The 16,864-nt window shown below is 47.5% G+C and carries 16 protein-coding genes and 1 pseudogene; 5 read left to right on the plus strand and 12 right to left on the minus strand.

The features are described from left to right. Window positions 1–159 precede the first annotated feature (159 nt). Window positions 160–1,248, plus strand: coding sequence for a DUF1648 domain-containing protein (locus tag PVOR_RS01175; protein ID WP_006207229.1), 1,089 nt, complete (start codon window positions 160–162; stop codon window positions 1,246–1,248). A 323-nt stretch (window positions 1,249–1,571) separates the two neighbouring features. On the opposite strand, the gene PVOR_RS01180 is transcribed toward PVOR_RS01175, so the two are convergent. Beyond that, window positions 1,572–4,718: a hybrid sensor histidine kinase/response regulator gene (locus PVOR_RS01180; RefSeq protein ID WP_006207230.1), complete on the minus strand. Its 3,147-nt coding sequence runs from the start codon at window positions 4,716–4,718 to the stop codon at window positions 1,572–1,574. A 363-nt stretch (window positions 4,719–5,081) separates the two neighbouring features. On the opposite strand from PVOR_RS01180, the gene PVOR_RS01185 reads away from it, so the two are divergent. Further along, window positions 5,082–5,846, plus strand: a complete 765-nt coding sequence (locus tag PVOR_RS01185; RefSeq protein WP_234972731.1) for a hypothetical protein — start codon at window positions 5,082–5,084, stop codon at window positions 5,844–5,846. A 310-nt stretch (window positions 5,847–6,156) separates the two neighbouring features. On the opposite strand, the gene PVOR_RS01190 is transcribed toward PVOR_RS01185, so the two are convergent. From PVOR_RS01190 to PVOR_RS01205, 5 genes are read right to left on the minus strand one after another with little or no spacing between them, the layout of a single operon-like run. Further along, entirely contained in the window at window positions 6,157–6,945 is a 789-nt protein-coding gene (locus PVOR_RS01190) for an AAC(3) family N-acetyltransferase (protein WP_006207232.1), read from the minus strand. A gap of 53 nt (window positions 6,946–6,998) precedes the next feature. Next, on the minus strand, window positions 6,999–8,300 hold the full coding sequence (locus PVOR_RS01195; RefSeq protein ID WP_006207233.1) for a glycosyltransferase family 2 protein: 1,302 nt from the start codon (window positions 8,298–8,300) through the stop codon (window positions 6,999–7,001). Next, on the minus strand, window positions 8,293–8,436 hold the full coding sequence (locus PVOR_RS30895; protein WP_006207234.1) for a hypothetical protein: 144 nt from the start codon (window positions 8,434–8,436) through the stop codon (window positions 8,293–8,295). Before PVOR_RS30895 ends, PVOR_RS01195 begins: the two co-directional genes overlap by 8 nt. Before the next feature lie 50 nt (window positions 8,437–8,486). After that, complete coding sequence (locus PVOR_RS01200; RefSeq protein ID WP_040680072.1) at window positions 8,487–9,362, minus strand: GGDEF domain-containing protein; 876 nt, start codon at window positions 9,360–9,362, stop codon at window positions 8,487–8,489. Continuing rightward, complete coding sequence (locus PVOR_RS01205) at window positions 9,352–10,455, minus strand: hypothetical protein (RefSeq protein WP_006207236.1); 1,104 nt, start codon at window positions 10,453–10,455, stop codon at window positions 9,352–9,354. The genes PVOR_RS01200 and PVOR_RS01205 overlap by 11 nt, the downstream gene beginning before the upstream one ends. Window positions 10,456–10,839: 384 nt before the next feature. Between PVOR_RS01205 and PVOR_RS01215 the strand changes: the two genes are divergently transcribed. Next, complete coding sequence (locus PVOR_RS01215) at window positions 10,840–11,295, plus strand: aldehyde dehydrogenase family protein (protein WP_268741772.1); 456 nt, start codon at window positions 10,840–10,842, stop codon at window positions 11,293–11,295. Between the two features lie 228 nt (window positions 11,296–11,523). Here the strand turns inward: PVOR_RS01215 and PVOR_RS01220 are convergent, their stop codons facing one another. From PVOR_RS01220 to PVOR_RS32935, 3 genes and pseudogenes are all read right to left on the minus strand, one after another. Then, entirely contained in the window at window positions 11,524–12,894 is a 1,371-nt protein-coding gene (locus PVOR_RS01220) for a hypothetical protein (protein ID WP_006207239.1), read from the minus strand. Between the two features lie 204 nt (window positions 12,895–13,098). Next, window positions 13,099–13,494: an S-layer homology domain-containing protein gene (locus PVOR_RS01225; RefSeq protein WP_160163966.1), complete on the minus strand. Its 396-nt coding sequence runs from the start codon at window positions 13,492–13,494 to the stop codon at window positions 13,099–13,101. Between the two features lie 12 nt (window positions 13,495–13,506). Beyond that, window positions 13,507–13,557 (minus strand): annotated as a pseudogene (locus tag PVOR_RS32935) (S-layer homology domain-containing protein); the annotation flags it as partial. A gap of 299 nt (window positions 13,558–13,856) precedes the next feature. Between PVOR_RS32935 and PVOR_RS01230 the strand changes: the two are divergent. After that, on the plus strand, window positions 13,857–14,747 hold the full coding sequence (locus PVOR_RS01230; protein ID WP_006207241.1) for a hypothetical protein: 891 nt from the start codon (window positions 13,857–13,859) through the stop codon (window positions 14,745–14,747). A 44-nt stretch (window positions 14,748–14,791) separates the two neighbouring features. Then, window positions 14,792–14,950, plus strand: a complete 159-nt coding sequence (locus PVOR_RS30485) for a hypothetical protein (RefSeq protein ID WP_156515035.1) — start codon at window positions 14,792–14,794, stop codon at window positions 14,948–14,950. A 9-nt stretch (window positions 14,951–14,959) separates the two neighbouring features. Here PVOR_RS30485 and PVOR_RS01235 read toward each other — a convergent pair whose 3' ends face one another. The 3 genes from PVOR_RS01235 to PVOR_RS01245 form a co-directional block, all read right to left on the minus strand. Further along, entirely contained in the window at window positions 14,960–15,175 is a 216-nt protein-coding gene (locus PVOR_RS01235) for a hypothetical protein (RefSeq protein WP_006207242.1), read from the minus strand. 797 nt (window positions 15,176–15,972) lie between these two features. Next, the gene (locus PVOR_RS01240) at window positions 15,973–16,233 is read right to left on the minus strand and encodes a hypothetical protein (RefSeq protein ID WP_231887963.1); all 261 of its coding nucleotides are present in this window, start codon (window positions 16,231–16,233) and stop codon (window positions 15,973–15,975) included. 36 nt (window positions 16,234–16,269) lie between these two features. Further along, entirely contained in the window at window positions 16,270–16,806 is a 537-nt protein-coding gene (locus PVOR_RS01245; protein WP_006207244.1) for a hypothetical protein, read from the minus strand. Window positions 16,807–16,864: the final 58 nt, after the last annotated feature.

Here is a 16,864-nt window from a genome sequence, read left to right on the forward strand (position 1 = left end):
AGATGTTCATTATTATTCAGCGTTATTCCCCGCCAAGCATATTGAGGCTTAATAATACCATCATCTGAGATCTGCATTGGAATAATTCCTTCTTCAATTATGTTATAAGGGTTATAGAGTTTTCGAATACACAATTATGTATAAGAGGAGGCGAATGATATGACGATAATGCCTGTTATAGTAATGGTCTTTGTATTTGTACCTACCATTGTACTCATGGTAAGCATGCCTTATTTAACAAGAGAGACGATTAGTTTTGGGGTCACCGTCAGCGCTGTACAATTCCACAGTGAGCCTTTGCGCCAGATGCGGAAGTCATATGCCAGGATTAGTGCTACCTTGCATACCATCCTATTCATTGTTTGTATCATCTGCCTAATATACGGTGATGAACATTCCAAGCAACAAAGTTGGATCATTGTCACTTATTCACTCGCCATGGTCGTAATCTCCCTAATCATAAACATTAGCTATCATTTCAAAATGAAAAGGTTACTACCTATGCTGCCTATTGCTCCGGAACCATCGATCATGGCAGTGGACACTGGATTTCGGAAAAGAAACATTGGGTTGTCTAGTTATTGGTTCCTCATTCATGTTTTAATTATTGTTGTTAGTATTGTAACTGTGCTACGCAACTACGATCTGATTCCTGATCAGATTCCGATCCATTACAACAGCAGTTGGAACGTGGACCGCTATGCAGCTAAATCTTATAGTTCTGTGTTTATGCCTACGATAGTGCAAGTGTTCATAACACTTTTGTTCATATTTGAGAATTGGAGTATTCGCAGAGTGAAGCAGCAGGTTCAACCCACTGATCCTGACCGTTCCATCAGACAAGACGTAACTTTCCGCCGTACTTGGTCATGTTTTATGATTACAGCAAGCTTCTTAATAGTTATCCTGTTTTCCGTCGTGCAACTAAACATGATGTCTCTGCTTAACATCAATTTCGCTATCCCCATTATCCTAATCATAATAGCCTTTATCATCCTATACGCCTTCGCCTTATCGTTCTGGGCTGGTCAGGGCGGAAGCCGCTTGGAACGATCTGCCAATTACTCCAATGTCAGACCTGTCCATGATGATGATAAATGGCTATTAGGTATGATTTATTTCAATCGCAAAGATCCAAATCTAATCGTCGAGAAAAGGTTCGGAGTCGGCTGGGGATTAAATTTCGGTCACCCAGTAACCTGGCTGATTTGGCTCGGAATTATTGTACTGTTAGTTGTGGTGCGGTAACAAGGCTTGGAGGTTAATACTCACCGGAGTATTCAAGCTTTCAACATCCCGTTTATATACCAGGAAGTTGCGGCTGTCAGCTTAAAATCTTGTAATACAATAAGACCCACTCCAAGCTGTGCCTGGAGAAAAACGCAAGGAGTAGCTGCAGCATCCATAGATGAGATAGCGAAATTTGGCTTCGCACCTCAGATGATCCAATTTAGGATGCGGCAATATGCCAAACCAAGTCAGCGAACCTCCGTAGAGCCGCCCGCGTTCGAGCGAGTAATCATAAAAAAACGCAACCACACCGGGCTGCGTTTCAAACTGCTCTTACGTTGTCACTTCATTCCGAGACGCACATGAAAAGTTACCTCGGTCCCTTTACCTAACACACTCTGGATACGGAGTCCTGCTCCGAAATGCCGTTTTAACCGCTGGTCCGTATTGATCAAGCCGACGCCCGACCGATTCTCTGCTTTTCTATCCAATATTTGCTGCAATTTAGCTTCACTCATGCCGACACCGTCGTCTTGAACCGTTATCTCTGCATGCGTGGTTCGGACAGCAATCCGAATATGTATTTTACCTCCGCGCGTGCGCTTCATAATGCCGTGTCTGATCGCATTTTCCACTAAAGGCTGGATCGAAAGGAACGGAACTTTTAATTCCTCGCAGTCATCCAGCTCCCATACAACCTGCAGCCTGTCTTCAAACCGAACACTTTCAATGTAGACGTAAGATCGAATTAGACTCAGCTCCTCTTCAATCGGAACAAGTCCATCCGTATTCTGGAACCTGAATTTATACCTCAAAAAATGGCTGAACTCATCAAGCAAGGTACGCATCTTATCCAGATTCACGTCGCTTAGAGCGGTTACAGCACTTAATGCATTGAATAAAAAATGAGGCTGGATTTGAGCTTGCAGCCATGCCGCTTCGAGTCGTAGTTGTTCCCGGACCGTTTGTTTAATCGTGGTCAGCGCCTCGATCCGCGACCGGATCTCTATTGCTTCCACCGGCTTGGTCACATAATCGTTCGCTCCCGCCAAAAATCCGCTTTGGATATCCTTCGGCTGGCTTCTTGCAGTAAGAAGCAGCACCGGGAGCTCCGTGAGTGTAAAACGCTCGCGAATCCTTCGAGTCAGCTCATAACCGGACATCTGCGGCATCATAATATCGGAGATGACCAGATCCCATTCCTGAGCATCCAGAACAGCCAACACTTCTTTACCGCTGGTTGCCATTGTTACATCATATTCGTCAGGTGGCAATATGGCTTCTAGCACTTGCAGGTTGACGGGATCGTCATCCACAATTAACAGACGCGGGCGATCACGACTATTCTCGATTACAACCGGTTGTTTTGCAGCTGGCGGCATTCGTTCCACTTCTTCCAAGCCGGCTGCGGCTGTTTCCTGGATCGGCGTCCATCGTAATCCCACTGGCTCGAACGGGTTTGATCCGCTCTGCTCCTCCTCTGCGTTCATACCTGCCAGCTCTAACGAGAAGGTAAACGTCGAGCCCTCTCCCGGTGCAGAGGATACTTCTAAAGTACCTTGATGAAGCTCAATGAGCTGCTTGCTTATACTTAAACCTAACCCAAAGCCGCCTTCAATCATGGTCTCGCTAGCACTCGCTTGCTCATACGGAAGGAATAGACGCTTCAGCATGTCTTCATCCATTCCGATCCCCGTGTCAGCAATCACGATATAAGCTCTTCCGGAATCTGCAAATGCTTGAATCGTTATGTTCCCTTCATTCGTATATTTCACGGCATTGTGCAGCAAGTTGAACACGATCTGAATCACCCGGCTCTCATCCGCCATGACGGAAGGAAAATCTTCCGGAATCTGATTCAAGATGGCTACCGACTTCACTTCTGCGTTAAGCTGCAGCATATCGATGACGCCGGTCACGATAGGCTGAATCGATATGGTTTTTTTCTGCAGCCGCGGATTGCCTTCCCGTAAACTCATCACATCAATCAGATCATTTAAGATTAGGGTCAGCTGACGCCCTACAGCCAGAATCGTTTCAAGCTCTTTGATGCTCCTGTTTTGCAGCGAAGGGCGTTCCCTTTTCAGAACGGATTGAGACATGTTTAACATGCTATGGAGCGGGTTCTTAAATTCATGTGAGGTGTTTGCCAAGAACTGATCCTTATGGTCATTCACTCTTTGCAAGGTTGCGGCAAGCTCCCTGGTATTTGCATGCATGTTGAAATAACCCTTGAACCAGATCGAGGCCAGGCATCCCATCGAGATCACCAAATCAACCGGATAGTGGATCATACTCAAGCCGCTTTCCCGCCAGAATAACGACCATAACAGATGATGAACCAGTACGAGCATGGAACACAGCAATAACAGATGGTGTTTGATATCCTGGATGACTCTTTTAAAGATGGCCATGATTGTAATCACGACAGCTACAGCGGCCAACAAGAAATAAATCGGGAAGAGCATAATCACCTGATGGGGAGCCAGAAACATCGTAATGCCCGCAGTCCCCAGATTGATGGCCGTGTAAACAGGATACATCCTGCTCCAATAAGGAAGCTCCCGATGATTCGTGCATTCCAACAACGCATAACATCCGATGATGAATGCCATATTGGAAAGCCGGAAATCCCAATCGCTTCCAATGTAAAATAATTGGTGAAACAGCTTCTCATCGTTGCTGAATACGTTGCTGATGGTTATACATAGAGCCAGTAAAGAAAAATAAAGCAGTCTCTTTTCCCGATTTCCCAGCAAAAACAAAATGAGTGCATAGACAGAGTGCATAAGAAATATGACGGCCCCCAGCGTCTGCATCGAAACGGAAAGTTTCATTGCCCTTGCAAGAGCTTCCTCGGAACCGAATGTAACGGACCTGACAATGCCGCTGTTTCGACTATCCACATAATTTGCGGCCTGAATCACGAGTTCAATGACGCCGTTGTCGTCTGCCGCAAAGCTTGTGGAATAAGGTAGGTTCTTCGCTGTATATTCTTCCTTCACGTCCGCCACCTGCCCGGATTTGGCAAGCAATCGGCCGTTGACATATAACTCCGATGACGTACGCACGCTGGGTACGCGAATATTATAATTAGTAGCCTCTTCCGGATCTACAAGAATTCGCAGGCGATAGGATGCGAATCCATATGGAGTTGGCTTCTCGCCTTCACCAGGCAAAGCCTCATTCCATCCTCCGGGAACCGAGATCAGCCTCGGCTCCAGCTCGCCCGTTGCATGCTGCCGGCTGCTCCCTTGCAGCCATTGTGAAGGGTAAAACTCCCATTCCCCATCAAGCAACAGAATGCCGCCATCTTCAGCCTTCCAATCACGCAAATCCAATTGCCCGTTCTTTATGGGAACCTGTCGTTGATCAGGAAACCAATCCATCCACAATATGCGCATGCTCGATAGAACGATGATGAATAACCCTATCCATAACAGGATATGGCTCTTTCTTATTTGGTAGCTTGGCGGGTCCTTTACCAAGGAATATTCCTCTCCTAATCCATTCACTAATATAGGCGCTCACCCATAATCTACCACATCTAACATCGCGGTAGGAAGAAGGATTGAGATATCCTTGTGTCTATATTATGAAGCTATAATAGGCCCAGTCTGATGCTGCGCTCGGTTCCCCCGGATTCTATGAAGCGCTATCGCCATTTTCTATCCATTAAAACATAAAGAATATGGAAGATTATTCCGATACTATAAGGTAGAAAGAAGAGCAATGGGAATACATAGGATAGGGGTGCGTTAATGATGAAGATTCATAGCTCGACCCAACAAGACTTAAACCTATACATAAACTCAAAGCAGAATGCGGAGAAGCCTTCCCTGGTCACAGACATGATGCCCATAATTCCGCATAACACCGACAGCGTGGAGATCAGCCCGGCTGCCAGACAGTTGGCGGCATCGGATATTGTGAATCATTCGGCTGTCTATTTTGGAACCACTCAAATCAATGATTCGCTGAATCGTCTTCTCACCGATCAACCCCCGGAGGTGAAGGAAGCCGTTTACGGCATCATTCAGTCCAATTTCATTACAGACGTAACCGGAGAGACAGAACGAGCGGCGTTATTGGAATTAGGACTCACTCAAGCCCAGTATATGGCAGATAACTACATGGAAGATGACGAAGCAGCGGAATTCATGAATACGATCCGTCAAATCGGAGCCATCTCCCAAACCAGAACCGTGGATCCTAAGACAAATGAGGTCCATTACGAAACACCGCCGCAGAGGCCGGTTGGAGCCCCGGATGATTATATAGATCTAACCTATATGATGAAGAAATTTGAGCCGAGCACGCTGGACAAGCTGCAAGAAGCGATAGTGAACGGAAAAGATTGGAACAGCATCCTGCTGAACTTTGCCAAGAACGTATCGACTCGCAAGGATTGGGTGGAGGAATACCGGGAGGAAGCTGCACGACAGTTCGGGGACATCGCGGGTGAGAACAGATTCGAGCATGCCTCAACCGCCAGCTTGCCCGAGTTCGTCCAGGATATCAACAACATCATTGCCCAGACCGGATTCGAAAATAGTAAGTATCTGATAGACAATATGGAGGCTTTTAAACGAACATTAGGTATAATTTCTCCATAAAGACGGACTTAACTCTCCAGACGCACCAAGTCCAAACTTAAGGTGACCGATCTGCAAGCAGACGCCTTAGGATAGGGTTCACCTTAAATAAGAGCGCTACCTGACAGGTGAGCGCTCTTAAATTCCCTTTATTTTCAGCCGCTGGATGCTTCTCAAGGGTCAATTGATAGCATTCCAATAGGTCGTATCTTCGAAGGACGATTTTTTACATTTCCCGAAATCCTTGCCTTATGCCAAACCGATTTAATAGCGGCAGACAACTCAGGCTATCTCCTCTTTCGAATGTGAAAACGGATATATATCCTATGTATTATAAACGAACTCTTCCTTCAGCATGCTGACCCTCCAAGGGCTGATTATCCGAGAATAAATCCGGATTGTCCCTGAGCATCTCAGTCAGGATATCCGTCACCGCAGCTGCATCGCATACCCGAACAACGGCATCGCCAAACCGCCCCTTATGCATCGCGCCTTGACTTTCAAGGACCTCATCGACTTTCCAGAAATGCTCCGACCACGACAACCCGCAATGTCTGCGGGAAGGTACCGGAATTTCCGTGCCATCGGGTAAAACCGTGTACAGCTTCTCATGCCCATCCGTTAACCTGCCCGGTATGTCCACCCACTCTTCGATTCCATGAATAAAGGTGTTGCGCTTTAAATCGACCCCCACCAACAAAATGGTCGCCCTTCGGTCGAGCAGTTTCCCCCAGGAGGAACCCCTGGCGCACGGCGTATCGAAATGGTGATCGTCTCTTGTGAACGCTATGGAATCCCTGCCTAATGCGGCCACCGAATGCGTGGGGTGCAGCGAACGCACCACACCTGGACGTTTGCGAAAAAGTTCGGGCAGGATCCCGACGCACACAGGTGATTGATCCACGTAAAATTTCGGATGTTCCTCATTGATATAAGACCACGTATGAGTGGGCAGCACCAGCAGCCCCTCTTGCATGTGCGATGTAAACGCATCCAATACGGTGTCCGCGCCACCCTCGACCGGACCTATGCTTTTCATTGAAGAATGGATCAGCAGCGTCCCGGAGCCGTCAATGCCAAGCTGCTCCAACTGCTTCATTAAGCTCTCCATTGTGTGCATGTCCTTCCCCTCCTCCGGCCCATTATATCAGAACTTCTCCTGCAACGGTCCCCTCATCCAAATCGCTGCGTTTTGTACCACTTGGCTTTTCTCCCCGTCACTTTGTCTACAACAAAAGAATAGAGGGCCCGCAAGGAGATCAGCAGGAATAGCTGAGCATACGTGAAATACGATAGGCAGGAAAGAATAAAGTTCTGTATCGAGCTTTGCCCGACATCGGTTGCCAGCGCCAGATTGATCTGCAGTACAAAAAGGTAATACATCAATCCCCAGGCCACCATCAGATAAACATATACATCATCTGCAAACTGGAACGGTGACACCACATCCGGTTTGAATAGCGCGATCATCCAATAAACCAGATTGACGCCGATGATGATATCCGACACGATAATGGACAGTAAAAACCAGAAATAACTCGCCGCATAGTACAGTACATGAAGCTTAATGCGCCAGCTTGACCGATCAAACAAATGATGGATATTCTCCATCACAACGGAAAAGTTTCCTTTGGCCCAGCGTTCCCGCTGCTTCAAGTACACACTGAGTTGCTCCGGCTCCTGCTGATAAGCTTCTGCCTGGGGAGCCAGCGCGATGAGCTGTCCCCGGGTCATAATCTCGAAGGATATGGCCGTATCCTCCGTAATCGCCTCCGTATCCCAGCCGCCGATCTCACGGATCAGATCTGTTTTCACAATAAAATTCGTCCCCGGAATGGTTCCCAGCTTGAACAGCTCCCACAGTCCGGTATGATAGATTCGCTGAGCTGTAACCAGCTCCAGATTAATGCATTTGGAGAGAAAATTCTGCCCACGGTTTCTGGCCTTGTTCCGCCCGAAAACCGCTCCATAGGTTTTGGGGTCTTCCATTGCTTTCTCGATCAAAAAGTACAGTGCGTTCCGCTCCGGCGCCGCGTCAGCGTCAAAAATACAAATCCATTCATGTTTGGCAAACGCCAGCGCATCATTAAGCGCCCCCGATTTACCGCCCGTTCCTGAACGCTCAAATACCATGAAATCCCGGTCCCGATACGCTGCCTTGCTGTTCAGAGCCTTCAGTCTTCCAGCGGTGCCATCGCTGCAGTTATCGGCAATGACAATGAGCTGCACCTTATCCTTCGGATAATTCAGCCGCAGTATATGCTCCGCCGTTGCCGCGATCACCAATTCTTCATTGTGCGCGGGGACCAGAACGGTGACTTTGGGGAAATGTGCCATCTGATCCACATCGGGAATGGTCCATTCCTTACGGCTCTGTCTGAAAATAAACCGGACCGCTCCCCCCATTATCAGGATCGATTGAAACACCGCACCCCATATGCTGATAATACAAAACATTAATAATGCGTCAGCCACTGTTCTTCCTCCGGTCGTATCTTCGATTCACACGAACCCGAAGGCTCAGCGTTGCAATGAACAGCCCCAGAACCGCAAAGGCAAACATCAGGCTGACAATCTTGCATAACGGAACAAACCACGCAGTGTAAGACATCTATTACATCTCCTTCTCTGCCTGCTGCTTATTGAATAATGCGCAAAAATTCATATATATTCTCCGATCAAATCCGTCTCCGTGTTGCGTTCAAGTGCGGCAATGACGGCATCCGCATCTTCGTATTGACTGAATTGCTCCTTAGCAAAGACCAGGGCCCCTGTACGGATCACCAGATTCAGCTCCCCGCCTTTCCCGTCCTGAGACGGAATGTCTACCAGCGCGTGCCTAATCCGGTCTGTCAATGTCATTAAATACTCCTGGTCTGTCATAGGGAGCAGCACAATAAATCTTCCCCGGTCCAGGGCGAATTTGTAATCCTCGTAACGAATATGCTTCCGTATCCCTTCCGATAAGGAGGCGAGAAGTTGGGCATAGCCTTGTGAACCTAGGGATTCCTGCACCATCGGCAGAAATTCAATTTTAAACATGACCAGGCAGAAGTTATACGTATCTGAATAACGATTAGCGAGATTAGACTGCTTGATCAGCGTTTCCCTAAAAGCTTCCTTATTGCCTAGCGCGGTGGCTAAATCCACTTCCGGATTCTTTCGTTGCAGCTCCTCCAGCCGCTCCATTAGCCGCTTATTGCGAACCAGCCCGGTTTTGATGAATGCGGCAACGGCTACATTGGCTGGCAGCAGCCAGAGCCAGGAGACGGACAGCACATCGACCTTCGCATAAGTCGTAAGCCATACAAAATAAGCCACGATATATACAAAAATACAAACGACCGAGACCCCGGCAGGGGCCAGGAAGCCCAGCATCAGAGCCGCAAGGCAGCCAATGGCGAATCCCAGCTCCAGTAAGGTAAAGGATTGGTCTCTAAAGACATTGATATAGACCAGCAGCTCCTGCAGCACCGCTAAACCGATCAGAAGGGCGTATCCCCCGACTGCGCGTTGAACCCATCTTTTATTTTCCATGTCCACCTCGATCAATAGCATATTCCCCTAATAAAGGAAGCAAGTTATCAAAAACATGCGTGTTCTTCTCAAACACATACCCCCCAGGATAACGGGTATCTTTCCCTTTTAAGGTCTGCAGACGTTTGTTCAGCTTGACGGCAAAGGGCCTGTCCTCCATTTGGATAGCAAACATGATAGCGAGACCATAAACCGAGGAAGACTCGTATTTCACCACGGCCTTTCGGTCGGCGCGTCTATACTGTCCCGCGATCTTTCCCGTCTGCTTCAATTCCTGCTTGAGGAATTGAAGCAGCGACTCTTGGCTCCTTTGCGTTTCCCCGACATGCATAGCGACCAGCAGCTGATCAATTAAATTCACATTTTCATCATATGTATATTCCCCGTTTACCACATGATAAGCTTTGGGATAAAACACGCCGTCATCCGGCATCCCCTGCAGCAGGGAATGATAGCGATTGTACGTTTTCATATCCAGTATGCCTTCTTCCAAGAGCCTGCGCAGTGCTGAAAGATCCACATAAGCAAGACTCAGGGTGTCGGGCAGTTCCTCCGTGGAGAAATCGTAGAAATCCACCAGATACCCGTTCTTTTGTGACCGGCTTAACAAGGTTTCCGCAAGATCGCTGGCAGTCGCCGTCCATTCGGAGTGGCCCTTCCATATCCGGGAACCTTCCACCAGAGCCCCTATAATCCGCAAATCGTCACCAAGTGCGTTTGTGCTGACTTCCGCCCCACCTTCAGGATCTAGTTTCCATACAATATATTGACGATCTGCCGTAAAATAACGGGTTAATGCGTCATAACTCTTCTCAAATGCAACAAGGTCATGACTAGCCAGCGCCGCCTGCATCCAGAACCCAAGGGATTCGGAGAGAGCCTCTCGTCCCGCTGCCCATTCAGGATTGACCGATTCCGCTCCCTGTAAATAGGTAGCCATCGTGCCATTCGGGTTGATCATATTCATCGTAATAAACCGTTTCGTTACATTTTCCCCCTTGGCTTGGATCAAACTTTCTCCGATCCCCAAGGCTGCGCCTAACCATAAAACAAGTCCTATCCACAAGACCTTACGTCCACTTCGCCACTTCAAACCGCCGACCTCCATCCCCTAAGGAGCAATACTTTTATGCGGAAAAAAATCTTCACCCGAGGGTTCTCCCCCCCCTCGCGAATTGTATCATTCTATTCTGTACAAAAACTGTACAAGTTGAGGGCTTCCGAGATCGTAACGGCAAAAAAAGAGCCATCCTTGTACGATGGCCCGAAACGTTTCACCTTTATTTTAAAGAGGTTAGGGATTTTCACTAATTTGCTCCATAATTGGCGAATGATAATATAGCAGATTAATAATACGTCGTGCCATTTCAGAAGGCTGATCACCTACAAAGGACATTCGATTTTGAAAAATATCTTGTAACTCTCGAAGCAATGCTCGATTTATATCCGGAATTAGATCATCGCATACCAGTAAATCATAAGAGTACAAGGATTTATTGCCGAAGCAAAAACTACAGGTGTAGAAGTATTGCTGGATAGCAGACGTGAGGGAAATATTTTGACACCTGCCATATTCGGAAATGTGTTCCCTGACAGTCGTTTAGCACAAACTGAATATTTCTCACCGATTGTATCCATCATTAAAGCAGCATCAGATGAAGAGGCCATCGAAATTGCCAACAACACAGAATTTGGTTTGAGCTCAGCCTATCTTTACAGCGGATTTGGAGTAAAGGCGATCAGCTGGCAGTCTGATTTGGAGTTTGGTATGACCCACGTGAATGACCAAACCGTCAATGCGATTGAAAATACACCATTCGGTGTTGTAAAAGGCTCAGGTATGGGCCGTTTCGGTAACCCTTGGGTGATCGACGAATTCACAGAAACCAAATGGGTTTCTATTCAAATAGAAGAACGAAAATTCCCGTTTTAATCCATACTATCCCTTATGAATGATAGGGAAAGTTTTATACTTCTAAAGCGATAAGGAGAACACCGTAATGGCGTTCTCCTTTATTTTGGGAGGCGGGAACTGGATGAAGCGCAGCTCCGAGCCCTCGCCGGGATACCTGCTAATCTCATTTTAATTGCCTTCATTTTCACTTCTACGGGGTAGCTACATTACGGGGGCCGTCCCCCAAGACCTTGAGTAATTTGTTTTTCAAGTTGGACTCAATTGCCATCTTGGTTCATCAATCAAGGGCTGCAGCTTCTGCTGGATCAATCTGCGCTCTTCCTGTTTCCATACATCTTCCAAAGATTCTTCCCATGCCTCTTCGTCAGCTAAATATCGGGCTAATTGCATCAGAGCATGATAGTCTCCTTCGTTATTGCAATGAACGGCAGCATGGCTGACAAATCGATAAAAGATCGCATGTTCAAGCAAATAATCGACCAGGTCCGGATCAGCCTCCTGCAATATCTTCTCGATGATCCGACCAGTCCCGTCGTACAGCTCTTTGGAGATCGTCTCTTGCATCAAGGCGGAGGCAAGTTCTCCTTTCACCGCGCAAGTATAGGCCAAATAACCATGTTGAACGGTGCTTTCGCAGCCCTTGGTCAGCAACCAGCGCTTTATTTCAGGCGTGGTTGCTTCAAGCTGCACCACCGCCTCGATTTTGCCCCATCCCTGAACGGACTGAGCAAGTTTCCAGATCAGCGGGTTGGGTTCTCGAGTACCACGAAGCAAGGCAGAAATAACGTACTCGGTGAATTCCTCATGCATGCCAATCGCGTACAAACGTTCCTTGAACGGTTCACAATTCGTATGACCTAGAACCATGACGGCGAATTTGACGACCTCTCGATGGGCGGCATGCTCGAGCAGCCATACGGCCTCTTGCTGCATAAGCGCTTCATCCAGATTCGCCTTCTCCAAGCGTTCGATGAACTCCCCTCCGTAACTGGCGAACCGGTCAAATATAATGTCCTCGTACGTGGCCTTTCGCGTCTTGATCGTAGGATGATGAAGCTGCTTCGCGAATCTATTAAGCAATTTTCTTGAAAAGAACGGCGTAGGCACATCATCTAAGTGCCGATCGGCATAACCGGCAGCCACCCGCGGATGATGGTCGCTATACACGTATTCGTCATCAGGCAAAGCATCATCCATCACGCGGTGGTGGATCTGAACTTGCTGCTCAATGAAAGGAACCAGCATTTCCTTATGATTCCACGGAAGAAAATCTAATTTGATTGACTCCTTCCATACGACGGCCCGACCCACTTTGACAACGCATTTGAATCGGATAAGACCTCCAAACCTGACCTTCACCTTCTGCTTCACGCCATCGCCTACATCAAGTGTGCCGGATAAGGTTGAATACGGCTTCAACTTCAAATAGAACATCAGATTCTTCTGCTTGCGGTCCACGATTTGCCCGTCCAGTATGAGCTGCTCTTCTTTCAGCGCGTGATGAATTTCGATCACATGCCCTTTATAATCGATGCTCCATGTTTTTTGAAATTCTTTTTCGATATCCTTCATGACGTTGCGGAGGATATGTTGCTTAAAGTCTTCGATAAAACCCAATGCTTCTTCTCTCCTTCGATCCCTTTTCAGACATTATACAATGTATCGTTGAAGAGTTGAGGGTACGCTTTTTTACCAAAATAATCTCTTACCTCCAAGGATGGATGCGGAACACACCTCTGACATCGTCATACTGGATCACATACGGTTCACAGCATCTATAGAGCTAAATTTAAAGGCATCCTCTTGGATGCCTTTCATTCTTTATTTTAAGTCATCTAACATGTTTAATAATATGGTTGCTGCCTCTGCTCTCGTAGTTTCGGCACGAGGGTTGAATTGGTTAGTACCCGTTCCTTGTATAATGCCATTATCCTTTAGAGCTGCCACTGCACCTTTAACCCAGACAGGAATTTCCTTGTCATCTCTGAAAGAAGTTATCGCGTTCTCTTCGTTCGGTAACTTGAGTGTCTTCGCAATCATCATCGCCATCTCAGCGCGCGTTATATTTCGATTCGGACCGAAGGTACCGTCTTCACAGCCCTTAATAATGCCCAGTTGTAGTGCTTGTGAGACTGCTTTCTGTGCCCATGCTCCGATCTCAGCCTTATCTGTGAATATCAGCTCCGATCCTGCTTCTTGCATCTTCAGCGCATTCATTAGCATGACTACAAATTCCGCGCGTGTCACGGCATGATCTGGCTTAAACTTTCCATCGGGATATGTACACCTTCGCGATCAAAGTCTTGCAAACCTCACATCTACGAAGACTGTTAGTTGCTCACACCATATTGCAAATCTATGATTACCTTCTAACTCGTAAAAAAATGTATGTGGAAGGTATTACAGTGGGCAACATTCATGTGGTAATATATAGAAAAATTATGGATGCCTACAAAAATTCACCTTTAGCTTCTCAACTATATTAAATTGAATTTTATTGTTGATCAGCCCGGCTGCGCCGTGGGGATTCTACCTTCGCAGCTCGAGGTACGAGAACCTTTCTCGGGAGGGACATACCAATGAGGAATACTGTGGAAGGTCAGCAAAAGCACGGGCAGCAAGACCATATTGAGATCCTGCCGCTGTTTTCCACCACGGACAAGAACGGACGGATGACTGCGCTCCAACCGGGACGCCCTGTCGGACGTGTGGCTCCGCTGCTGTCATGGTTGCTCGCTGCTGCTGTACTATGGGCGCTGGCAAGCTCCGTACCGTTCGGCGCCCTGCTCGGCCTTGCGCCGACACCGGAGATCAGCAAGTTCCTCGGTCATCCTGTAACGGTGGGTGCCGCCGTGGTACTGCTGCTCGCCGCGATCGGTGTGACCGGTGGACTGTACTCGCGAGCGGACGATCAATTCGGACAAATCAGGGTCGCCGGCCTGTACTCAATGCTATCAATCGCAGGTGGAATCTCTGCTGTTGCGGGAGTCCTTCTGCTCTGGACGCTTATAAACAATCCATCGCGTCCCTTCGACCTTGAGGCCATAGTTACATCGCCAACAATCCCACCAGAACTCGGAGCAATCGTTGGAGCTGGCTTCGCCCTCTGGGCCGTCATCGTACTCCTGCGGTTGCCCGGCTCCATCGTCCACGCGAAGCGGCGGCAAGCAGACATCGAGCGCCTCCGCATGGAGGGCTCGTCATTCGCCGGGACGTTGACCGCCATAAAATTCGATAACCACTGGCTCTTCAATTATCCGATGTTCACAGTTGAAGTAACTTATATTGCAGAAGGTTCCCCTCATGTCGTATTAGCACACATGCGCACCAGCGCTGACCGCGTTCCTCTCGTCGGCTCGCGCATGCTTGTGCTGACCGACAATCGAGGAACCATCCAAGTAGAGCTGGACCCGTCCAATGAAGCAACTTTCGAGCTGGACGTTGGGAAGTACACTCCATCGGACGGTTAATCCAGCGCTCATGATGCAGAGCGATTAGAGGAGGTCAAGCGAGTATGGGGTTAGCACATCGCTTCGGGAACCGCCGTGAAAATCGTCCCAAGGTTAAGACCAGCCATGCTGGAGAAGCAACTGGCAGACCAAGACGGTGCGGTGCGAAGCGCAGCAGGATTCACAGAAAAGCTGATGTAAGTTTGCGTAACGACACCAGCTAGAAGTTCAGGTTATGTTTGGTGAAAAGAATCCCAAATTTCTTTATAATGCGGACTATGAATGAAACCGATAATGTTTCCAAAGGGATCAACTACCGATGCGGTAATCCAATCTTGAAAGTACGACTCCACCCCCAGTAGCTTCGTATACCATTCTTTTGCCGCTTTGAGATCCTCTGCCCAGAAACTAATGTTTGCCATACCGCGTAATTGGGGTGTGTTTGTCATTTTAACAAGCTCCTTTTAGGTCAATTGGTGTATTACTCACTTGCAGGGCCCGATATCCCAAGATCAAGCACTGCAACGCAGGAACTTCTGGGATGGAGGCCCGTCCAGCCAGCACTGCTCCCCGACCTCCAACAGTCACACTACTTCAACAATTGATTGGAATGCTCCCGTCAATCCTTGCCAAAGGTACGGGGGCATTTTCCTTTCTAAGCCTCCCCCATCATTGCAAAGAAGAGATAAGGCTGCATCTACATCCCTCTTGTCACAACATTTTTCGCCATCACTTATGATACGGTTCAGCTTAACGGGTCTACCGGTGAAAAATCCCCCGCGACACATAGTTGCCAATCTTACTCGCTCCAAGGGCTATGATCCAAGCCTACTTAACATGACAGAAGGCCACCGAAGTCATCGGCGGCCTGATTGTCAGTGATTCAACTCTCGTTGTCGTTACCGTTAATCTAGAAAGCGAAGTAACCAAACATGACTCCAGCAAAACCCACAAGAATACTCAATTCGCTCACTGTCCATTTGCCGTTTCCAAATATACATCCAACAACCGCTCTCTACTCTCAGCCGGTATCGCCATAGTCGCCATCGCCACATCAAGCCAAAAGTATCCATGTCCAAAAAAGCCTTAATTACGATTTTAGGATAGCCTGTCCCATATCAGCATGAAAAGAAAAGCTTTTTTGCTGGCGTCAGGACCGTTCCTTTTCGCCTCCATCCCATTTTTCATTTAATACCATTCTACAGCCTCATCAAATCGATCCCAAGGTGTCATAGAAAGATGTTTCTTAAGCCATTTGATTTTGCAACGAAGCGAAAGATTTGATGCCACTTATCCGGTTATCGATCACATCTTTATCGAAAACGATAGCGAAGAATTCCGTTTGTACGTTGATCCCTATATTTTGACAGTTAGCGTAATTGTGTTTCCCTTTCTGGCTCCAACCGGGCTGAGAATTATCTCCTACTGCAATCGTGCACCCCTTATTCAATTGATTCACACTAATAGCTCCCGCCCCCAACGATATGTTGATAGCCAACCAACTCACCTCCGATAAGAGCCTATTCCTATAATTACATTCCATCTAAGTCTCCTCGGTGTCCTGAGTGATTCGAATATTTTTTATGACCGTAGATATATCTTCGTCATGCTGGTTTGTAATTATCGTCGCATCCACGGCATCGTTATCGTTAAGTACCCCAATGGTCCGTTTTAGCGAATTGATTCCAATGGGTTTGCCAACTCCAAAGTTATCTTTACGGGCAGTTCTCCATCCCAATTGCTTATTGTCGCCCAAGTCAATCGCACAAGAGTTGATTAACGAATTCGTCTGGAGGGAGCCGAAATGAATGGCGCATTGCTGCTGGTTATTGGGAACTTCCGTTAAGATGATATTATGATAATCCTGAATGGTGAAGTCTACAATATCCTCATCATGGAGAACACCTACCGCATTCGACAAAACCGTATGACTCAACTCGCCGAATCCTTGGTTTGTTTTTTTAATCGTACTCCACCCAATCGCTTGGTTGGTCCCAATAAAAATCCCCGAAGTATCCTCGAGATGGTTAACGATCATTTTTTGAAATATGACGCTTGCCTTCTGTCCCGATACGTTCAACGACTAGACCTCCTTTATCAGAAGTAATGAATACACTGATGCTCTAAACTTTTCCGTT

Source organism: Paenibacillus vortex V453, from assembly GCF_000193415.1.
GTDB classification, from domain to species: Bacteria; Bacillota; Bacilli; order Paenibacillales; family Paenibacillaceae; genus Paenibacillus_AQ; species Paenibacillus_AQ glucanolyticus.

What these genes read in the sequence shown, in the direction of transcription:
- PVOR_RS01175 (WP_006207229.1), top strand. Translation starts at nt 160, where the DNA reads ATGACGATAATGCCTGTTATAGTAATGGTCTTTGTATTTGTACCTACC.
- PVOR_RS01185 (WP_234972731.1), top strand. Translation starts at nt 5,082, where the DNA reads ATGATGCCCATAATTCCGCATAACACCGACAGCGTGGAGATCAGCCCG.
- PVOR_RS01190 (WP_006207232.1), bottom strand. Translation starts at nt 6,945, where the DNA reads ATGCACACAATGGAGAGCTTAATGAAGCAGTTGGAGCAGCTTGGCATT.
- PVOR_RS30895 (WP_006207234.1), bottom strand. Translation starts at nt 8,436, where the DNA reads ATGTCTTACACTGCGTGGTTTGTTCCGTTATGCAAGATTGTCAGCCTG.
- PVOR_RS01200 (WP_040680072.1), bottom strand. Translation starts at nt 9,362, where the DNA reads ATGGAAAATAAAAGATGGGTTCAACGCGCAGTCGGGGGATACGCCCTT.
- PVOR_RS01225 (WP_160163966.1), bottom strand. Translation starts at nt 13,494, where the DNA reads ATGAATGCGCTGAAGATGCAAGAAGCAGGATCGGAGCTGATATTCACA.
- PVOR_RS01230 (WP_006207241.1), top strand. Translation starts at nt 13,857, where the DNA reads ATGAGGAATACTGTGGAAGGTCAGCAAAAGCACGGGCAGCAAGACCAT.
- PVOR_RS30485 (WP_156515035.1), top strand. Translation starts at nt 14,792, where the DNA reads ATGGGGTTAGCACATCGCTTCGGGAACCGCCGTGAAAATCGTCCCAAG.
- PVOR_RS01235 (WP_006207242.1), bottom strand. Translation starts at nt 15,175, where the DNA reads ATGACAAACACACCCCAATTACGCGGTATGGCAAACATTAGTTTCTGG.